Source organism: Arthrobacter sp. A5, assembly GCF_051131705.1.
Lineage (GTDB): Bacteria > Actinomycetota > Actinomycetes > Actinomycetales > Micrococcaceae > Arthrobacter_M.
The window spans coordinates 1,282,691-1,300,413 of record NZ_CP180316.1 but is presented as its reverse complement, the minus strand read 5'-3'; the positions used below and the strand labels follow the sequence as shown (position 1 = coordinate 1,300,413).

19 protein-coding genes are annotated in these 17,723 nt (G+C 63.3%); 16 read left to right on the top strand and 3 right to left on the bottom strand.

The window, feature by feature from the left end; all coding sequences use genetic code 11:
- Positions 1–837: 837 nt before the first annotated feature.
- The 3 genes from ACLLJI_RS05935 to ACLLJI_RS05925 all read left to right on the top strand — a co-directional run bounded on the left by ACLLJI_RS05935 (position 838) and on the right by ACLLJI_RS05925 (position 3,233).
- Complete coding sequence (locus tag ACLLJI_RS05935; protein ID WP_434619075.1) at positions 838–1,545, top strand: hypothetical protein; 708 nt, start codon at positions 838–840, stop codon at positions 1,543–1,545.
- Between the two features lie 49 nt (positions 1,546–1,594).
- Positions 1,595–2,731 carry a HoxN/HupN/NixA family nickel/cobalt transporter gene (locus ACLLJI_RS05930; protein ID WP_434619072.1) on the top strand — a complete coding sequence of 379 codons (1,137 nt, stop codon included), beginning with the start codon at positions 1,595–1,597 and terminating at the stop codon, positions 2,729–2,731.
- Positions 2,732–2,903: 172 nt separating this feature from the next.
- Complete coding sequence (locus tag ACLLJI_RS05925; RefSeq protein ID WP_196397484.1) at positions 2,904–3,233, top strand: hydrogenase maturation nickel metallochaperone HypA; 330 nt, start codon at positions 2,904–2,906, stop codon at positions 3,231–3,233.
- 47 nt (positions 3,234–3,280) lie between these two features.
- Here the strand turns inward: ACLLJI_RS05925 and ACLLJI_RS05920 are convergent, their stop codons facing one another.
- Positions 3,281–3,424, bottom strand: a complete 144-nt coding sequence (locus ACLLJI_RS05920; RefSeq protein WP_434619069.1) for a hypothetical protein — start codon at positions 3,422–3,424, stop codon at positions 3,281–3,283.
- 6 nt (positions 3,425–3,430) lie between these two features.
- On the opposite strand from ACLLJI_RS05920, the gene hypB reads away from it, so the two are divergent.
- From hypB to ACLLJI_RS05870, 10 genes are all read left to right on the top strand, one after another.
- Positions 3,431–4,129 (top strand): hydrogenase nickel incorporation protein HypB, encoded by a 699-nt coding sequence (hypB, locus tag ACLLJI_RS05915; RefSeq protein WP_434619066.1) that lies wholly within the window; start codon positions 3,431–3,433, stop codon positions 4,127–4,129.
- A 61-nt stretch (positions 4,130–4,190) separates the two neighbouring features.
- Positions 4,191–5,249 carry a hydrogenase expression protein HypE gene (locus tag ACLLJI_RS05910; RefSeq protein WP_283561574.1) on the top strand — a complete coding sequence of 353 codons (1,059 nt, stop codon included), beginning with the start codon at positions 4,191–4,193 and terminating at the stop codon, positions 5,247–5,249.
- Between the two features lie 27 nt (positions 5,250–5,276).
- Positions 5,277–7,070: a nickel-dependent hydrogenase large subunit gene (locus tag ACLLJI_RS05905; RefSeq protein WP_434619063.1), complete on the top strand. Its 1,794-nt coding sequence runs from the start codon at positions 5,277–5,279 to the stop codon at positions 7,068–7,070.
- A gap of 6 nt (positions 7,071–7,076) precedes the next feature.
- On the top strand, positions 7,077–8,111 hold the full coding sequence (locus ACLLJI_RS05900) for a NifU family protein (protein ID WP_283561576.1): 1,035 nt from the start codon (positions 7,077–7,079) through the stop codon (positions 8,109–8,111).
- On the top strand, positions 8,108–8,806 hold the full coding sequence (locus tag ACLLJI_RS05895) for a DUF5947 family protein (protein WP_434619059.1): 699 nt from the start codon (positions 8,108–8,110) through the stop codon (positions 8,804–8,806). The genes ACLLJI_RS05900 and ACLLJI_RS05895 overlap by 4 nt, the downstream gene beginning before the upstream one ends.
- Positions 8,803–9,444: a DUF6084 family protein gene (locus tag ACLLJI_RS05890; protein ID WP_434619056.1), complete on the top strand. Its 642-nt coding sequence runs from the start codon at positions 8,803–8,805 to the stop codon at positions 9,442–9,444. The genes ACLLJI_RS05895 and ACLLJI_RS05890 overlap by 4 nt, the downstream gene beginning before the upstream one ends.
- Positions 9,441–10,952, top strand: coding sequence for a hypothetical protein (locus tag ACLLJI_RS05885; RefSeq protein WP_434619053.1), 1,512 nt, complete (start codon positions 9,441–9,443; stop codon positions 10,950–10,952). The genes ACLLJI_RS05890 and ACLLJI_RS05885 overlap by 4 nt, the downstream gene beginning before the upstream one ends.
- Position 10,953: 1 nt before the next feature.
- Complete coding sequence (locus ACLLJI_RS05880; protein WP_434619050.1) at positions 10,954–11,073, top strand: DUF6893 family small protein; 120 nt, start codon at positions 10,954–10,956, stop codon at positions 11,071–11,073.
- On the top strand, positions 11,070–11,780 hold the full coding sequence (locus tag ACLLJI_RS05875; protein ID WP_434619047.1) for a hydrogenase maturation protease: 711 nt from the start codon (positions 11,070–11,072) through the stop codon (positions 11,778–11,780). Before ACLLJI_RS05880 ends, ACLLJI_RS05875 begins: the two co-directional genes overlap by 4 nt.
- Positions 11,777–12,010, top strand: a complete 234-nt coding sequence (locus ACLLJI_RS05870) for a HypC/HybG/HupF family hydrogenase formation chaperone (protein ID WP_434619044.1) — start codon at positions 11,777–11,779, stop codon at positions 12,008–12,010. The genes ACLLJI_RS05875 and ACLLJI_RS05870 overlap by 4 nt, the downstream gene beginning before the upstream one ends.
- 24 nt (positions 12,011–12,034) lie before the next feature.
- Here ACLLJI_RS05870 and ACLLJI_RS05865 read toward each other — a convergent pair whose 3' ends face one another.
- Positions 12,035–12,808 carry a DUF6390 family protein gene (locus tag ACLLJI_RS05865; protein WP_283561582.1) on the bottom strand — a complete coding sequence of 258 codons (774 nt, stop codon included), beginning with the start codon at positions 12,806–12,808 and terminating at the stop codon, positions 12,035–12,037.
- Between the two features lie 266 nt (positions 12,809–13,074).
- On the opposite strand from ACLLJI_RS05865, the gene ACLLJI_RS05860 reads away from it, so the two are divergent.
- From ACLLJI_RS05860 to ACLLJI_RS05850, 3 genes are all read left to right on the top strand, one after another.
- A complete protein-coding gene (locus tag ACLLJI_RS05860; RefSeq protein WP_434619040.1) occupies positions 13,075–14,223 on the top strand; it encodes an ABC transporter substrate-binding protein in 1,149 nt (382 codons plus the stop codon).
- A 70-nt stretch (positions 14,224–14,293) separates the two neighbouring features.
- Positions 14,294–15,289: a FecCD family ABC transporter permease gene (locus ACLLJI_RS05855; protein WP_434619037.1), complete on the top strand. Its 996-nt coding sequence runs from the start codon at positions 14,294–14,296 to the stop codon at positions 15,287–15,289.
- Positions 15,282–16,091, top strand: coding sequence for an ABC transporter ATP-binding protein (locus tag ACLLJI_RS05850; protein ID WP_434619034.1), 810 nt, complete (start codon positions 15,282–15,284; stop codon positions 16,089–16,091). The genes ACLLJI_RS05855 and ACLLJI_RS05850 overlap by 8 nt, the downstream gene beginning before the upstream one ends.
- Before the next feature lie 92 nt (positions 16,092–16,183).
- Here ACLLJI_RS05850 and ACLLJI_RS05845 read toward each other — a convergent pair whose 3' ends face one another.
- The gene (locus tag ACLLJI_RS05845; protein ID WP_434619031.1) at positions 16,184–17,635 is read right to left on the bottom strand and encodes a cation:dicarboxylate symporter family transporter; all 1,452 of its coding nucleotides are present in this window, start codon (positions 17,633–17,635) and stop codon (positions 16,184–16,186) included.
- Between the last annotated feature and the right edge of the window lie 88 nt (positions 17,636–17,723).

The following is a 17,723-nucleotide window of genomic DNA, read 5'->3' as shown; positions in this document are numbered from 1 at the left end:
GGGCCGGATCCCCACCCGGTCCGACATCCTGTTCGGCCAGGCCCGCGCCGACGTTCTCGAATCGGCCTCGAATCGGCGCTGCACCCACTGAAGAAAATCAGCCCGGGCGGGGTAATTAGGGTTCGCTAGCGATCCAGCGACCAAATCCACCGAAACAAATATTGTATGCAGGATTGAGCAGTTCGATTAACCACGTCTTGAAGCGGTTGTCCGCCCAGATCTGGTTATGGGCCCGACCGTGACCGGCGCATGACGCTTGAAGTGATGGCCACCATCTGCCCGCCGGCTGACATTCTCATCTTCCACGTCTTGGAGGCCCCGCGAAAGATCATTGACATAGCTGAAAGGGGAACGGGCGAATGAACACCCAAAATGGCAGGGGCGACGAGGGGCAGGTACGGAAAATCAGGCCCGGTACCACGCCGTTGTTACTTGGGCTGAAACAGCCGAGATCGGACCCGACGCGCGAATATCCAAGACCCGCGGTGACGGGGCAGGGCTGGCCCTGTTGGAAGCCGCTCTTGGGTCTTCTGCCGCGGTAAAACGCGCTGTCGGCAAACCGTCGATAAGCAAGGAAGGCACCCCCCCTCGCGGTCCATCAGGCTTCCGAAAGAACTTGACGCCCAACTCCTCGCCCGCTCCGCAGAGGAGCGGCGCAAGCCGAGCGAAATCGTGCGGGTTGCGCTGCAGGAATATCTGAGCCCCGCCTCAAAGCCATATCACGGGGCTGTAGCTGGGACAGGGGTGTCCTCCCCGTCCCGGGGAAACAGGCTGACGTCACCAGGTTGTCGGCACTGAGCATTGCATCTTGAACGATGGCAGGAGCAGAGTTGCTACATGTTCCTCGATCGCAGCCGGCGTCCGTCCGATGCTCCGGAGCCGCCGACACCGGATGAAATTGCCGCTGGTTTTGCCGTGCCGTTGCTGACGCTCGCCGCCCAGGACTCAGTCGAGGAAGCGAGCGCCGGCATATCATCTCAAACGCAGGATCATCAACCGGTGATGGAAGCAGCAACGCTGTCATATACGTTGTGGCGTAACCCGTCCGATCGCGACGATCCCGCCAACCTCGTGGACCTTACTGAGGAGATGCGGGCAGCCCTCGACGCGGAGCCGCCGTGGCCGCTGCCGGAGTGGATCAGCCGGTGGCGTGCCAGGATGTGTTACCCGCTGCTGTGGGATGCAGTGCGCACGACTCACATCAGCGAAGTCCAGGGGCATGACGGATACACCCGGCACACTCCGGAGCTGGCGTTGGTCGAACACATCAACTACATCGTGAGAAACACGTACCGTGACGTACGCGTCCACGGCGGGTTTCCCGGCGAACTCATCGATCCGGCGTCCGAGGACAGTATTGAGCACGGCTATCCGGTTTCCGTCGGTGGTGCGGATGTCGTGGGCCTGCGGGTCGACTCGGATCCCCACGTGCTCGGATTGGCCGCCGACCTTGACGGTCGGCTGCTAACCGCCGTCATCGGGCGTGAGTACCTGCCCTACCTGCGGCTCGCGTTCGCCACCCGACCATCACCGGCACGGCCGTGAACATCTGGCCGACGGGCGTGGGGAGACAACGCACCATGAAAACGAGCAGATGAGCACCCTTGAACGAGCCGCAGGGTCCCGGATCAGCCGCATCCGGAGGGCCCTGACCCTCCGAGAGTGGGGTTCGATCGCCTCGATGGCGGGGTTCGTGGCACTCCTGCACCTGGTGGGTTGGGGGGTGCTGGCCGGCATTGTGGAACCGGCACATCGACAGACGGGTCAGGCGGGGGTTTTCGGGCTGGGGCTGGGGGTCACCGCTTATACCTTGGGCCTGCGGCATGCCTTCGACGCTGATCATATTGCCGCCATTGACAACACCACGCGCAAGCTGATGAACGACGGGAAGAGGCCACTTTCCGTGGGGTTCTGGTTTTCCCTGGGCCATTCGAGCATAGTCTTCGGACTGTGCTTCCTGCTGGCTCTGGGCATGCATACCTTGGCCGGTCAGGTGGACGCCGATTCCTCTACCCTGCACACGGTGCTTGGACTCATCGGGACCGGTGTCTCCGGGATCTTTCTTTACATCATCGGGATCATCAACCTGGTGATCCTGCTGGGCATCGTGAAAATCTTCCGCCGTATGCGGCAGGGCCAGTTCGATGAGCCGGCGCTGGAACACCAGCTCAACAATCGAGGCCTAATGAACCGGCTGTTCGGCGGCGTGAACCGGCTCGTCACCCGGCCCTGGCAAATGTACGTCGTCGGTCTGTTGTTCGGTCTGGGTTTCGATACGGCCACGGAAGTTTCCCTGCTGGTGCTGGCCGGCGGTGCGGCAGCGCTTTCGCTGCCCTGGTACGCCATTCTGACCCTGCCGGTTCTCTTCGCTGCCGGAATGAGCCTCTTGGATGCGCTGGACGGGTGCTTCATGAACTTTGCCTATGGTTGGGCGTTCTCGAAACCCGTCCGCAAGATCTACTACAACCTCGTCATCACCGGGCTTTCCGTTGCCGTAGCGCTGATTATCGGGTCGATCGAGCTCATCTCCATTCTGGTCGACAGAACCGGGATCCACTCCGGACCGCTGGCGGCTATCGGGGGGCTGGATCTGAACAACGTCGGCTACGCCATCGTGGCGATTTTTGTGCTGGCCTGGATCATCGCCGTCGGCACTTGGAAGTTCGGTCGGATCGAAGATAAGTGGACCGCAGCGCTGCGGCGTCCAACCCCGCCCGACGTCGACTCCTGACGGCGCACCCTTCCGTACCGCACTCGGGTGTGCTCCGTAGCACACCCGAGTGCACTGCACAGACCGCCGGATCAGAGTGCGCTGCACAGGCCGCCGGAACCTATTGCGGTTCGGAACCTATTGCGGTTAACGGCCCATGAGCCTACATTGTTGTCACGAGGTGGCAAAGCCCATGCACGAACTCTCCATTACCCAAAGCCTGGTTGACGCGGTGCTCGACTGCACCGGCGATCGCACTGTCACCGGCGTGAACCTGCGAATCGGGCGGCTCAGCGGAGTTCTGCCGGATGCCCTGCGGTTCTGCTTCCAGCTGCTGGCCGAGGGAACCCCGCTGGCCGGGGCGGATCTGCGAATCGATGAGCCAGCGGGCCGGGCCACCTGTCACACGTGCCGGCAGAGTTTCATTCTCCCGGATACGATCCCGCTGTGCACCTGTGGCAGCGCCGACGTTGAAATTACGGGCGGCCGCGAGCTGATGCTTGCTTCCGTGGAAGTGGGGTAAAAATGTGCGCTACCTGCGGTTGCAGCGACGACGTCGGAGTCCGGGTGTCAACCGGGGACGGCAGCGGTGCGTCCCCGGAACCGGTTCTCGATCACCAGCATCTGCACGACGGCGGCCGGCAGCATCCGCACGACCACGCGCACGATGGTGGCCACGATCACGTGCACGAGAGTGGGCAGGCGCACAGCCATGCTCCGGTGGCCACGATCGCGCTGGAGCAAAGCCTGCTCGCCAAGAACGATCTGCTGGCGGCGCGGAACCGGGGCTGGCTGGAGGGACGCGGCATCCAGGCATTCAATGTGATGAGTTCCCCCGGAGCGGGCAAGACAACCCTGCTGGTGCGCACCATTGAAGAACTGGGAAGCAGGCTTAACATCGCCGTCATCGAAGGCGACCAGGAGACGTCGCTGGACGCCGACCGCATCCGCACCGCCGGGCGTCCGGCCGTTCAGATTAACACCGGAGCCGGCTGCCATCTGGACGCCGATATGCTCCGACGGGGGCTCGACGCGTTGAATCCGGAGCAGGGATCAACGCTCTTCATTGAAAATGTCGGAAATTTGGTCTGTCCGGCGCTTTTTGATCTCGGCGAAACAGCCAAAGTAGTAATTATTTCCGTCACGGAGGGTGATGATAAGCCGCAAAAGTATCCGCACATGTTTATGGCAGCAGATCTCGTGATTATCAATAAGTCGGATCTACTGCCTTATGTTGAATTCGACGTGGATCAATGCCTCCGCCAGGCACGGCAACTGAATCCACGCGTCGAGATGCTCTCCGTTTCCGCCACGACGGGCGTAGGCCTGGACGGTTGGTACGACTGGCTGATGAAAAATGCTAATGCTCCGGCGGTGCGCGCGGGCGCCGCTACTCTACCGGATGGCGTCCGTGTCTGAGGTGCAGACATACGCATAATGGGCCCGGCTCGGATGAGCAGGACTCTCAAAGGAGGCAACGATGCCTACAGAAGCTTCGATTAAGGCCGAAGAAGCGCTTATACATGTTTTGTGGATCAATGCAGGGCTCAGCTGCGATGGCGACTCGGTGGCACTGACCGCGGCAACGCAGCCCAGCGTGGAGGAAATCGCTCTCGGTGCCCTGCCCGGCCTGCCGAAGATTGCCATGCACTGGCCGCTCATTGATTTCGAATGCGGCCCGCAGGAGGGCGCTGATGACTTCCTTGAGTGGTTCCGCAAGGCGGACCGAGGGGAATTGGAGCCTTTTGTCCTCGTTGTAGAGGGTTCCATTCCCAACGAGAAACTGCACGACGTGGGCGGATACTGGTCCGGATTCGGAAATGATCTGGAAACCGGACAACCCATCACGACAAGCGAGTGGCTGGACCGCCTCGCGCCGAAGGCAACTGCGATTATTGCCGCCGGTACGTGCGCTGCCTACGGCGGGATCCATGCCATGGCAGGTAACCCCACCGGCGCGATGGGCGTTCCCGATTACCTCGGTTACGACTGGAAATCCAAGGCCGGGATACCGATTGTCTGTGTTCCGGGATGCCCGATCCAGCCGGACAATCTCTCCGAAACCATCACCTATCTGCTCTATCAGGCGACCGGACAGGCACCGATGATCCCCTTGGACGACGCGCTGCGGCCGACGTGGCTATTCGGCCGGACCGTGCACGAGGGGTGTGACCGGGCGGGGTACTACGAGCAGGGTGATTTTGCCACCGAATACGGCTCCCCGAAGTGCATTGTGAAGCTGGGCTGTTGGGGCCCGGTGGTTAAATGCAATGTTCCCAAACGCGGCTGGATGAATGGAATTGGGGGGTGTCCGAACGTCGGCGGCATCTGCATAGGCTGCACCATGCCAGGTTTCCCGGATAAGTTCATGCCGTTCATGGACGAGCCTCCTGGCGGCATTCTCTCAACCAACGCCGTGCGGCCGTACGGCGCTGCCGTCCGGACTCTGCGGCACATCACCATGAACACCCTTGATAAGGAACCACGCTGGCGCAGGACCGGCCGCGAACTGCTTACAGGCGCCACCCGTACCTGGTAAGAACGGCATGAGAAAGAGGCAGAGGCAATGACCTCCACGATTCCATTACCCGCACAGGGCAGCACCGCAGACGACTCACTGGTGGAGATGGCTTGGGACCCCATCACGCGGATCGTGGGCAGCCTTGGCATTTATACCAAAATCGATTTCAAAAACAAGGAAGTCGTGGAGTGCCACAGCACCTCATCGATCTTCCGCGGCTACTCGATCTTTATGCGCGGCAAGGATCCGCGGGACGCGCACTTCATCACCAGCCGGATCTGCGGGATCTGCGGGGACAATCACGCCACGTGCTCCTGCTACGCGCAAAACATGGCCTATGGGGTAAAGCCCCCACATCTTGGCGAATGGATCGTCAATTTGGGCGAAGCCGCGGAGTACATGTTCGATCATAATATCTTCCAGGAGAACCTGGTCGGCGTGGACTACTGCGAAAAAATGGTCTCCGAAACCAACCCGGGTGTGCTGGCCAAGGCGGAAAACACCCGCGCCCCGCATGAAGGCGAACACGGCTATCGGACCATCGCGGACATCATGCGCTCGCTGAATCCATTTACCGGCGAGTTTTACCGCGAGGCGCTGCAGGTCAGCAGGCTCACCCGGGAAATGTTCTGCCTCATGGAGGGTCGCCACGTACACCCCTCCACGCTCTATCCGGGCGGAGTCGGCACCGTCGCCACGATCCAGCTGATGACGGACTACATCACCCGGTTGATGCGCTACGTGGAATTCATGAAGAAGGTCGTACCCATGCACGACGACCTCTTCAATTTCTTCTACGACGCGCTTCCCGGCTATGAGCAGGTCGGGCTGCGGCGGACGCTGCTGGGGTGTTGGGGCTCCTTCCAGGACCCGGAATTCTGCAACTTCGCCTACAAGGACATGACAGACTGGGGCCGGAAGATGTTCGTCACCCCGGGCGTCGTCGTCGACGGAAAACTGGTCACCACGGATCTCGTGCGGATCAACCTCGGCATCCGGATCATGCTTGGCTCCTCCTACTATGAGGACTGGAATGACCAGGAAATGTTCGTCAAGAATGATCCGCTGGGCAACCCGGTGGACCGGCGTCATCCGTGGAACCAGCACACCAACCCGCTCCCGCAAAAGCGGGATCTGGAGGACAAGTACAGCTGGGTGATGTCGCCGCGCTGGTTCGACGGGCAAGGCAATCTGGCGCTGGATACCGGTGGTGGCCCGCTCGCACGGCTCTGGTCAACGGCGCTGGCGGGGCTGGTCGATATCGGCTACATCAAATCCACCGGACACAGCGTGGAGATCAACCTGCCGAAAACGGCGCTCAAGGGACCCGTGTCCCTCGAATGGAAGATCCCGCAATGGAGCAACACACTCGAGCGCAACCGGGCCCGCACCTATTTCCAGGCGTATGCCGCGGCAGCTGCCCTGCATTTCGCAGAAAAGGCGCTCGAGGAAGTCCGTGCCGGGCGGACCAAGACGTGGGAATCGTTTGAGGTCCCGGACGAGGCTGTCAGCTGCGGCTTCACCGAAGCGGTCCGCGGCGTTCTTTCGCACCACATGGTGATCCGCGACGGAAAGATCGCCAATTACCATCCTTATCCGCCGACACCGTGGAACGCCAGTCCGCGTGATGCCTCCGGAACCCCGGGGCCCTATGAAGACGCGGTGCAGGGTCAGCCCATCTTTGAAGAAAACGATCGGGAGAATTTCAAGGGGATCGACATCATGCGCACGGTCCGTAGCTTCGACCCTTGCCTGCCCTGCGGCGTGCACATGTATTTGGGCGAGGGTAAATCCTTGGATATGCTGCACTCCCCCACGCAGTCCCTCACCGGGGAATGACTTGCCATGAACGCGCAGAACGGTTTGCTGGAGCCAAGTGAAGCCGTAGCTCCTGCGGCCGCCGCACCGTGGGCCGCGGCGCCGGTGCCTGCGGCCCGGTCCGGCGGGGACCAGCTGCGGAACTCTGGCGAACGGATCGGAACGCTGTTGGACGCCCTGTCCTCCGGTGGTTCGGTGGCCCGCGAGCGCGCCGAGGAACTGGTCCGGCAAGTTACGGATCTCTACGGCGCCGGGCTGGAACGCGTGCTGGACGTCATTTCGGCCCGGGGAGGCGAAACGGACGGCACACTGGAGGCCCTGATCAAAGACGAGCTGATCTCAGGTCTGCTGCTGGTCCACGGTCTGCATCCACAGGACTTGCCAACCAGAGTCGCCGCGGCGCTGGATAGTGTCCGGCCGTACCTTGGATCCCATGGGGGCGACGTGGAGCTGCTGGGCATCAGCGCGGACGGGGTGGTGAGCCTCCGCCTGCTGGGGAGCTGCCACGGCTGCCCGTCCTCGTCCGTGACACTCAAGCTTGCTGTCGAGGATGCCATTGAAACGGCGGCCCCCGAAGTGACATCGATCCAGGTGGCGGAGGAGGAGTCCGCCCAGTCCCCTGCGGTCATTCCGGTGAATGCGCTGCGGATGCGCCTGGATCAACAGGCAGAAAAGGATCTACAGGCCGGACGGTCCGTTCCGGGTCCAGCAGGTGGTTCATGGGAGGCGGCGGCGGAGCTTGCCGGACTGCAGGCCGGCGAGGTGGCCGGCTTCCTGATCGGTGGAGCCCAGGTGCTGGCCTGCCGGATCGGCGAGGATATTTTCGCTTACTTGGACTACTGCCCACGGTGCACGAAGTCCATGGCCGGGGCGTCGTTGCAGCGCGCCCTTGCAGCCCCCACCGGCGGCGGGCTGCTGCGCTGCCCCACCTGCCGGGCCCATTTTGATGTCCGGATGGCCGGTGCCTGTCTGGAAGACAAGGCAATGCATCTGGATCCCCTACCGCTGCTCGTTCGCGGCGGCGTTACCTCCGTGGCCATCCCTGCCAGGACGGCTTCGTGAACACCGGAACAGGCAGCATCGCAGCTGCAGGGCCGGTTGCCATGCTCCGGCGCATCGCTGTCAGTCGTCCAGCCGCCACCGCTGGCGAGCGCTGTGAGATGTGCGCCGAGCCTCTTGCGGAAAAACACCAGCACGTGGTGGACGTGGACAGCCGCGCACTGATGTGCACTTGCCGCCCGTGCTACCTGCTCTTCACCGATGCGACGGCGCACCTGCGTTACCGTTCGGTGCCCGAGCGTTACCTTTCCTTCCCCGGCTTTGAACTGGGAAGCGGCGGGTGGGATGAACTTGAGATTCCCGTTGGCTTGGCATTCTTCTTCACCAATTCCCGGATGGGGCGGACCGTTGCATTTTATCCTGGCCCCGCCGGTGCCACCGAGTCAGAGTTGCCGCTGGGGGCCTGGGACCCGGTGCTGGCCAGCAACCCTGCCGTTGCCGTTGCCGTGCCGGACACGGAGGCTTTGCTGATCCGTGCTCCCGGACCGGAGCGCCTGAAGGCCGATTGCCATCTCGTGCCGATTGATGCCTGCTATGAACTGGTCGGCCAACTGCGCAAGGTCTGGCGGGGCTTCGACGGCGGCCAAGACGCGCGTGCCCAGCTCACCGCGTTCTTTGAGCGTGTGAACAACCGCAGCAGACCTTATCCCGGCACTTTCTCCGGATCGGTCCACGCCGGAAGCGGGCCCCGGCCATGACGGACCTTGGCTTCAGTGTTCTGGACATTATCCCGGAACGCTATGCCGCCTCCCCCCAGTTGACCGCCCGGCTGTTCCTGACCGAATCCACCGGGGCGGCAATCCATGCTATAGCGCTGCGCTGCCAGGTGCGGATTCAGCCGCAGCGCAGGGGCTACACCCCGGAGGAGGAAGCCGGTCTGCTGGATCTTTTCGGAACCCGCGTGCGCTGGCCTTCGACGCTGAAGCCCTTCCTTTGGATGCAGTGCAGCACCATGGTGCAGGGTTTCACCGGACAGGCCGAGGTGGATCTGGCACTTCCATGTACGTTCGACTTCGAGGTCGCGGCGGCGAAGTACCTGCATGCGCTCCGCGAGCGCACCATCCCCGTGGAACTGCTGTTCTCGGGAACGATCTTCACCAAGGGAGTCACGGGGTTCGGCGTCGAACAGGTCCCATGGGACCGCGAGGCGTCGTTCCAACTGCCGGTCTCTACCTGGACTGAACTGATGGACCAACATTTTCCCAACAGCGGCTGGATCCGGCTTGACCGGGATGTACTTAAAGCGCTGGCGCATTACAAATCAAGCCTCGGGCTTACCACGTGGGAAGCCGCTGTTGAAGGGCTATTGGCGGCGGCCGGTGATTCGGTCCGATGATGAATCCAAGTCTTAGCCTGGCCAGGGCCATCGCGGACGCAGTCCTTTACGAGGGGTACCTCCTCTATCCCTACCGTGCCTCCTCACAGAAAAACCAGTCACGCTGGCAGTTCGGCATCCTGGGCCCTCCCGGCGCGGCCGCCGCCGGGGCAGGCGAAGAATCAACCATGTTCGCGGATGCCCTGCTGCGTGCCGGCCGGCACGCCCGGTTGGAGGTGCATCTGCGCTTCCTACAGTTGCAGTCCCGGACGTGCGAAAAGTTCGACGACGGGACGTTCACGCCGGTGTCGGAGCTCAGCATCGGTGCGGCCCGCTGGCTGACGTGGGACGAGGCGACCGAACAGGAGATGATGCTGGGTCCGTTCGCGCTCGATCAACTGGCCGGCGGATTGACTGTGCCGGTTCAGATTTCCGGTGCCGAAGAAGTGGAGACGCTCCAGGATGCGGCCGGTGCGGTGGCAGGACGACTGGTACGCCGACGGCTGCCGCTTCAGTGCGAGGTCGGGCTCGGCACGACCGCAGTAGGCGGTACCGCACTCGGCGGTACCGGCGGCGGTGAAGGAACCGGCGGCGGAGAATCCTCAACCGCTGGCTTGCTGCGTCTTCGGGTGAGTGCTGAAAACACGGCAGGGGGCCGGACAGTAAAAAAGCCGGAAGCAATCGCTCTGTCCTTCATCGGAACGCACCTGCTGCTGAGCCTGCACGATGCAGACTTCATTTCGCTGCTGGACCCGCCGGAGGACGCGCGGGCCGCGGCGGCGTCCTGCTCGCAGCACCGCGGCTGGCCTGTCCTGGCCGGCCCCGAGGGGCAAAGCGACGTCCTGCTGATCTCCCCCATCATTCTTTATGACCATCCCGCCGTGGCTCCGGAAAGCTCGGTGGCGCTCTACGATTCAACCGAAATCGACGAGATCCTTACGCTGCGCGTACTGACGCTCACCGAGGATGAAAAGGCCGAAGCCAGGGCAACGGATCCGCGGGCTGCGGCCATCATCGACCGCTGCGAGGCGATGACCGATGTTCAACTGCAGGCTCTGCACGGCATCCTGCGCAGTCCCCATGCGGAAGAAGAGCTTGGTGCCGGTCCCGGAAGCGGCGCCGGACTCCTTGGCGCCCCCCGGGATGGTACTGACCTTGCCGCTGCCTTCCCGGTGCTGACCGACGATCCTCTGGCGGGCCCCCCGTGGTGGGACCCGGCGGCCGATTCCAGCGTCAGACCGGAAGCCGACGCCGTCGTCATTAACGGGGTGGCCGTCGCCAGGGGCAGTCGCGTTGTGGTCCGGCCCAACCGCCGGGCCGACGCGCAGGACCTGTTCTCTGCCGGACAGACGGCGCGCGTGACCGGCGTTCATTTTGACGTCGACGGCGGCACGCATGTCGCCGTCGTGATTGAAGCGGATCCGGCCGCGGAACTGCAGGAGTGGTACGGAAGATACCTCTATTTCTCGCCGGACGAGCTGGAGCCTCTCGATCCGGTACCCGCGATGAATGACGGAAAGGGAACCTGACATGAGAAGCCTTGGAAAAATGTCCGCTGTGTTGTTGGCACTGACAGCCCTGACAGGAATCGCGGTGATGGTGCGTTCGATCCCGGACATTGTCCGCTACGTGAAAATCAGCCGGATGTGAGCGGCGTCGATGCCGTCGGCCCGGGAGTCAGCAGCGCCGGGCCGGCGGGTGACCGTGTGATGGCGGGTGACTCTGTACCCGTGCCCGCAGGTGACGGTGCGATTGCCCCTGCCTGCATTCTCGTGGCCGGAGTAGGCAACATGTTCCAGCGTGATGACGGGTTCGGCCCGGAGGTTGTGCGCCGGATGGGCGCAGATACCGGCATGGCGAGTCCGGGCGTCCGCGCGGTGGACTACGGCATCCGCGGAATGCATCTGGCCTATGACCTGTTGGATGGCGTGGACGCCCTGATCCTGGTCGATGCCGTCCCGCCGCTGACAGGCTACAGCGGAAACGGAACAGGGGGCTCCCGCCGGGTGCCGGCGAAGCCCGGAGCCATCCGCGTTCTGCAGGTCCGGCCCGAGGATCTTCACGGCGATTACAGCACGGATCATGGCCGCAGCGGGCCACCGGCCTTAGACCCGCATGGCATGGACCCGGCGGCCGTGCTGGGCAGGATGAAATCCCTGGGCGGCGACTTTCCTCTGACGTTCGTCGTGGGATGCGTGCCCGGTGACCTGGCTGAAGGAATCGGCTTATCCGAATCGGTGGAAGCCGCCATACCCGACGCGCTGGGTGAGATTCGGCAGCTCATCAATGAAATCACTGAACGTATTCCAGCGGTAAGGAGAAACGGATCATGTGCTTGGGAATCCCTGGCCAGGTGATTGAACTGCTGGCCGGCTATGGCGACCAACTGGCGCTGGTGGACGTTGCCGGTGTACGGCGAAAGATCAACATTGGTCTGCTGGACGAGGGGCCCCTGGAAGCGGGGACGTGGGTGATTATCCACATGGGATTCGCCTTGGAACGTGTAGATGCGGCCGGAGCCGAGCAGGCGATGGGCGGCCTGAAGCTCATGGGTTCCGGCGTGGATGAAGACGCGACCGCTGGCTAGAACCGGGCGCTCCGCGATGGGGCGTTAGCGTTCCAGCGCTACGGCAGTGCCGCGGTGTTCGACGCCGACGTTGGCTATCTTCAAGTGCCTGGTTGTAAAGTGCTGCAGCCGCTGCAGCTGCAGGGGTGTGAGACGGTCGCACACCCAATCCCAATGCAGCGATACCGCGTCACCCACGGCAAGATCGGCCACAAAGCCTGCCCCCGCGACGGCGTGCTTGGCCGTCTCCACGATTGCCGGGCCAAGACTTAACACCGCTCCGTCCCAGACCAGGGGCTGCGAGCGCACCACAGCCTCATCCGCGGTCACGGCCAGCACTTCACCCCAGCGGATGCGGCACTGGTCCAGCACATTCAGCGCCGTCGGGTATCTGCGGTCGTCGCGGAGCAGCCCGAGCCACGGATATATCTCGAAGACATGGAAGCTGTGGTGCGGAACCCCGCCGGCGAGTACTCCCTCGACCAGATGCGGGAACTGCATTCCCGTCCGCGCGCGGAAGCGGTCCTCCATCGAGTTGCCGATATTCGTCACGCCGACGGTGTCCAGCAGTCTGTTGCCCACCCAATAGGCCTCCACCACCCGGTAATCGAGCGGATCGGCGATTTTGGTGGCCCCGGCAATCAGCTCAAGATACGGCCATGCGCCGGCGAAGCCTTTTGCCAGCTCCTTGAGTCCGCGGTCCGTCACCCCGGATTGACCGTAATGCAGCAGTGCGTCGCTGTCTTCCGGGCCGCAGCTGCCCCGGGAATTGGGCGGATAGGCGTAACGGACAAACAACTGGGCACCGTTAATAACCATGATTCGGCCTCGTTCAGCAAAAGGTAATTTTGACGCTAGCACCACCCACCGCCGGCTACAAGGACCAGGATTTGATCCCTCGCAGCAGGTGACGTCCCGGCATTAATTCCCGGCGCCGGACGTTCGCTGCACTGGCTGCCCGAAGCCACTGGGACAGGACACCGGCAGGCCGACGCTGTCATTGACAGCCCTGTCGTTCGGGCGGATGCTGTGAGCAATTGAAAAAATGCATACTTTGCTGATCTTTACCGTAAGGAGGCCAGCCCGTGAGCAGCCCTGACATGAGCCGTCGCTCGGCTCTGTCCACCATTTTGGTCGCCGGCGGTGCGGCGGCCCTCGCCTCCTGCGGGCAACCAAAAACGGAACCTGCCGTCACGCCGCGCGCCGCCGTCAGCGCCCAGCAGCCGATCGTTGTAACTGACCAGCGCGGTAAGACGCTGACCTTCGACAAACCTGTCACCCTGGTCGTGACGATTCCCATGCCCGCCGCCTCGCTGCTCGTCGCCGTCGACCAAAGCGCAGACCATCTGGCCGCCATGCACAACGCCTCCTGGCTCGCCATGCGGGACGGCATTATGGGCAAGCTGTTCCCCGACGCCCTGAAGATCCCACACGACGTCGCCGCCAATGACTTCACCCCCAACGTGGAGAGCATCCGGGCGCTGAATCCGGACGTCGTGGTGCAGTGGAGCGATTCGCAGTTCACGGAACCGCTCGAAAACGCGGGGCTGAAGGTCCTGGGTCTGACCAATACGGGCAAGCAGGAGGACGTGGATGCCTGGACTGCGATGTTTGCCGCGATGCTGGGCAAACCGGACCGCGCCGCGCAGATCAAGGCCCGCAGCGACCGGACGCGGACGAATATCATGGCGCTGACCGCCAGCCGTTCCCGAAAGGGACCGAGCATCCTCTACTTCAATCGGTTTACCGGCGGCCTCAAGGTGGCGGGAAATGCCAGCTACAACGACTTCTATATCAAGCTGGTGGGCGGAACGAATCCCGCGTCCGGCGACCAGGGTACCAAGGGTTCCGGCATGGTCGGGGTGGACGTAGAACAGGTCCTGGCGTGGGACCCGGAGGTCCTCCTGCTGGGCAATTTCGACGACGCCTTGCCCGCTGACATCACCTCGGACCCGGTTTGGAAGGACGTCTCAGCGGTGCGCGATCGACGCGTCTACAAAGTCCCCCTGGGCGGTTACCGCTGGGACCCTCCCGGGCAGGAATCGCCGCTGATGTGGCGCTGGCTGGCGGACATCGCTTTCCCGGATCAGACGGTCTCTCCACTGCGCAGCACGATCATGGACGACTACAAGCTCCTCTACGGCCGTGAGCCAAGCTCTGCGGACATCGACACTATGCTGTGGACGTCGGTGAACGGTCAGTCAGCCAACTACCGGCAGTTCAATGGCGCATGAGGTCCGGGAGCACCGGCGGGTGGGGCTAGGGAACCCCCGACGTTTCCGCTCTCCGAAAGCCTTCGGCCCGGTGACGGGCACCGCCGTCCTGTTGCTCGGCGTTGCTTTACTGGCCTTGGCCATGGGCCGTTACACCGTCCCGTTCTGGCACGTGGTGCAGGCACTCCTCTCCCATGTGCTGCCGTTGGACAGCTCCGCGACCAGTTCCGAGGCAAGTGTGGTGCTGCTGGTACGCCTCCCCCGGGTCATGCTGGCGCTGCTGGTCGGCGGCGGTCTCGCAATCGGCGGCGCGGCGCTGCAGGCCATCTTCCGCAATCCCTTGGTGAGCCCGGAAATCATCGGGGTATCGGCTGGCGCTTCTTTCGGCGGAGCCATCGCGCTGCTCGTCGGCGCCGGCGCCATCATGCTGGTCAGCGGCTCTTTTCTCTTCGGCCTGGTGGCGCTGGGGCTGTTGTTCCTGATCACTTCCGGACGGGGCGGGACGCCGATGCTGCTGATCGTCCTCGGCGGCGTGGTGGTGGGATCATTCTTTTCCGCACTTGTCTCGCTCATAACCTACCTCGCCGACCCGTTCAGCACGCTGCCCGCGATCGTCTTCTGGCTGCTGGGCAGCGTTGCTACCGCCAGCTATGCCAAGGTGCTGATCGCCGTCGTACCAATCCTTGCCGGCACCTCGGCGCTGCTCGCCCTTCGGTGGCGAATAAACGTACTCTCCCTGGGCGATGAGGACGCTGCCGCACTGGGGCTTCGGCCACGCACGCTGAGGTGGGTGGTGCTGATCTCGGTGGCCCTGATCGTGGCCGGCGCGGTGGCCGTCAGCGGCGTCATCAGCTGGGTGGGGCTGGTGATTCCACATCTGGCCAGAATGTGGGTGGGGCCGGATCACAGGGTGCTGCTGCCCGTCTCCTTTCTGCTCGGCGGCTCCTACATCATCGCCGTTGATACCGTCGCCCGCACCATCACCGGCGGCGAAATTCCGCTGGGCGTGCTGACGGCGCTGATCGGCGCCCCCGTCTTCTTCGTGCTGCTGCGGCACAACCGGGACAGGATCTGGGACAGTGCTTGAACTGGACGACGCGGGCTTCTCCTATGGGGGACGGGGCCGTGCCCGCTCCGGTTCCGGCGCCGGTGGCCGGGACTGGGTCTTCCGGAACGTGAGTTTCCGGGTGTCCGCCGGATCCGCGACGGCAATTCTCGGGCCCAATGGGAGCGGAAAGACAACGCTGGCACGCTGCGCCGCCGGACTCCTGGCACCCAGTGAAGGCACTGTCCTTCGGGATGACACCGTGGGGTATGTCCCGCAGGCCCACGGCAGCGCCTTCGCCTACCGGGCCCTGGACATGGTGCTGATGGGACGGGCCCGGCAAATCCGCGTGTTCCGCTCACCGGGAACGGCCGACACGCGGGCGGCGCACGAGGCGATGGAACGCGTAGGGATCGGTGTCCTGGCCGAACGGCTCTTCCCAACATTGAGCGGGGGCGAACAACAGTTGGTATTGATCGCCCGGGCCATCGCCGCAGGTTCCCCCACCTTGGTGCTGGATGAGCCCTCGACCGGGCTCGATCTGAAGAACCAGATACAGGTGCTAAGGCTCCTAAGCGCCCTGGTCGCCGACGGCATGGCGCTGCTGCTGAGCAGCCATGATCCGGATCATGCCCTCTTCCTGGCCGACTCGGTGGTGCTTATGGACAAGAACACGGTGCGGACCGGTACGGCGGAAGCACTGCTCAACGCCCGCGAATTATCCACACTGTACGGCGTTTCGGTCAGCACAATCGACTACAACGAGGAAAACGGGGCCGGCCGCCGAACGGTGGTCGCGCACTACGAAACTCCCGTGGGGAAGTCCCGTTCCCGCGATCGATGACACACTCGGCGCCCATGTCGTCGAGGCGAACAACATGTGCCCCAAGTGCGTCATCGATGGTCGGCAATGTCGTCGATGTCAGGGATGGAGGATCAGGCGCGGGTCTTTTCCCATCCGGTACCCGCGGCGTCCCGGATTTGCCCATCCATGGTCGTCAAGGCCCCGTGGTCCGCGCCGCCGTCGCGCCCGTGGTCCGCGCCGCCGTCGTACCCGTGGGAGCCGCCGTCGTCGGCCAACATGGTGGCCTCATCAAAGGGCTCGAGCCGATCCAGCACCCGGTCCACCCGTTCCCGGTCGATTTCCTTCACCCAGGTGCCCATCAGCACGGTGGCGACGGCGTTGCCGGTGAAGTTGGTCAGCGCTCGGGCCTCGGACATGAACCGGTCGATACCGACGATGAACGAGACACCGCCGACCAGGTCCGGCCGGTGCGAGGCGAGCCCGCCGGCCAGCGTGGCCAGCCCGGCACCACTGACACCAGCGGCGCCCTTGGAGGCGATGATCATAAAGACCAGCAGCCCGATCTGCGAACCGAGGTCAAGCGGAGTGCCCATGGCCGAGGCAATGAACAGCGCCGACATGGTCAGGTAGATCGCGGTGCCGTCGAGATTGAAAGAGTAGCCGGTGGGTACGGTGATGCCCACCACCGGCTTGGAAACGCCCAGGTGCTCCATCTTGGCGATCAGCCGCGGCAGAGCCACCTCCGAGGATGAGGTGGAGACAATGAGCAGGTATTCCCGGCCCAGGTAACGCATCAGCTTGAAGATGTTGACGCCGGTGGCCAGCTTAAGGATGCTGCCAAGGATCACCACGATGAAGATGGCGCAGGTCAGGTAGAACGCGCCCATCAGGGACAGCAGGCTCAGGACGGCCTGCCAACCGGTCAGGCCGACGACGGCGGCAATGGCGCCGAAGGCCCCCACCGGGGCCAGCCACATGACCATGATCAGGATCCGGAAGACCAGCTTCTGGATGTGGCCGATCCCCTTGAGGATGGGCTGGCCGGCTTTACCCATTTTCTGCAACGCGAACCCCGCCAGCAGTGCCACCAGGAGTGTCTGCAGGATGTTGTTCCCGGTCAGCGAGGACAGCAGCGAGGTGGGGATGATGCCGAGCAGGAATTCGGTGCTGCTCGCGCTCTCCGCCGGGGCCTTGTAGACCGCGTCCTGCAGGTGCAGGCCCGCCCCGGGGTGGACAATGTTGCCCACCACCAGCCCGATGGCCAAAGCGAAGGTGGACATGACCATAAAATAGCCCAATGCCAGGCCGCCGACCTTGCCTACCGTCGCCGCCTTGGCAATGGAACCGATGCCCAGCACAATTGTGCAGAAAATAATCGGCGCGATCATCATCTTGATCAAGGCGATGAATCCGTCGCCCAGCGGTTTAAGCTGGGCGGCGAAGCCGTCCTTACCGGGAAACCCCAGTCCGACGACGACGCCAAGAATGACGGCGACGATGACGGCGATGTACAGCCAATGCGTTTTATCCAGCCCTTTGCGGCGGACCGCAGGTGCAGCTGATTTACTCGGCTGAGAGGTCATCGCGCACTCCTTTAGTTAGTCTTGGTGAGCGCGGCTTCTTTACCGCACAATGACCAGCATGCCTTTCGGTGTGACAGCAATCACCCTT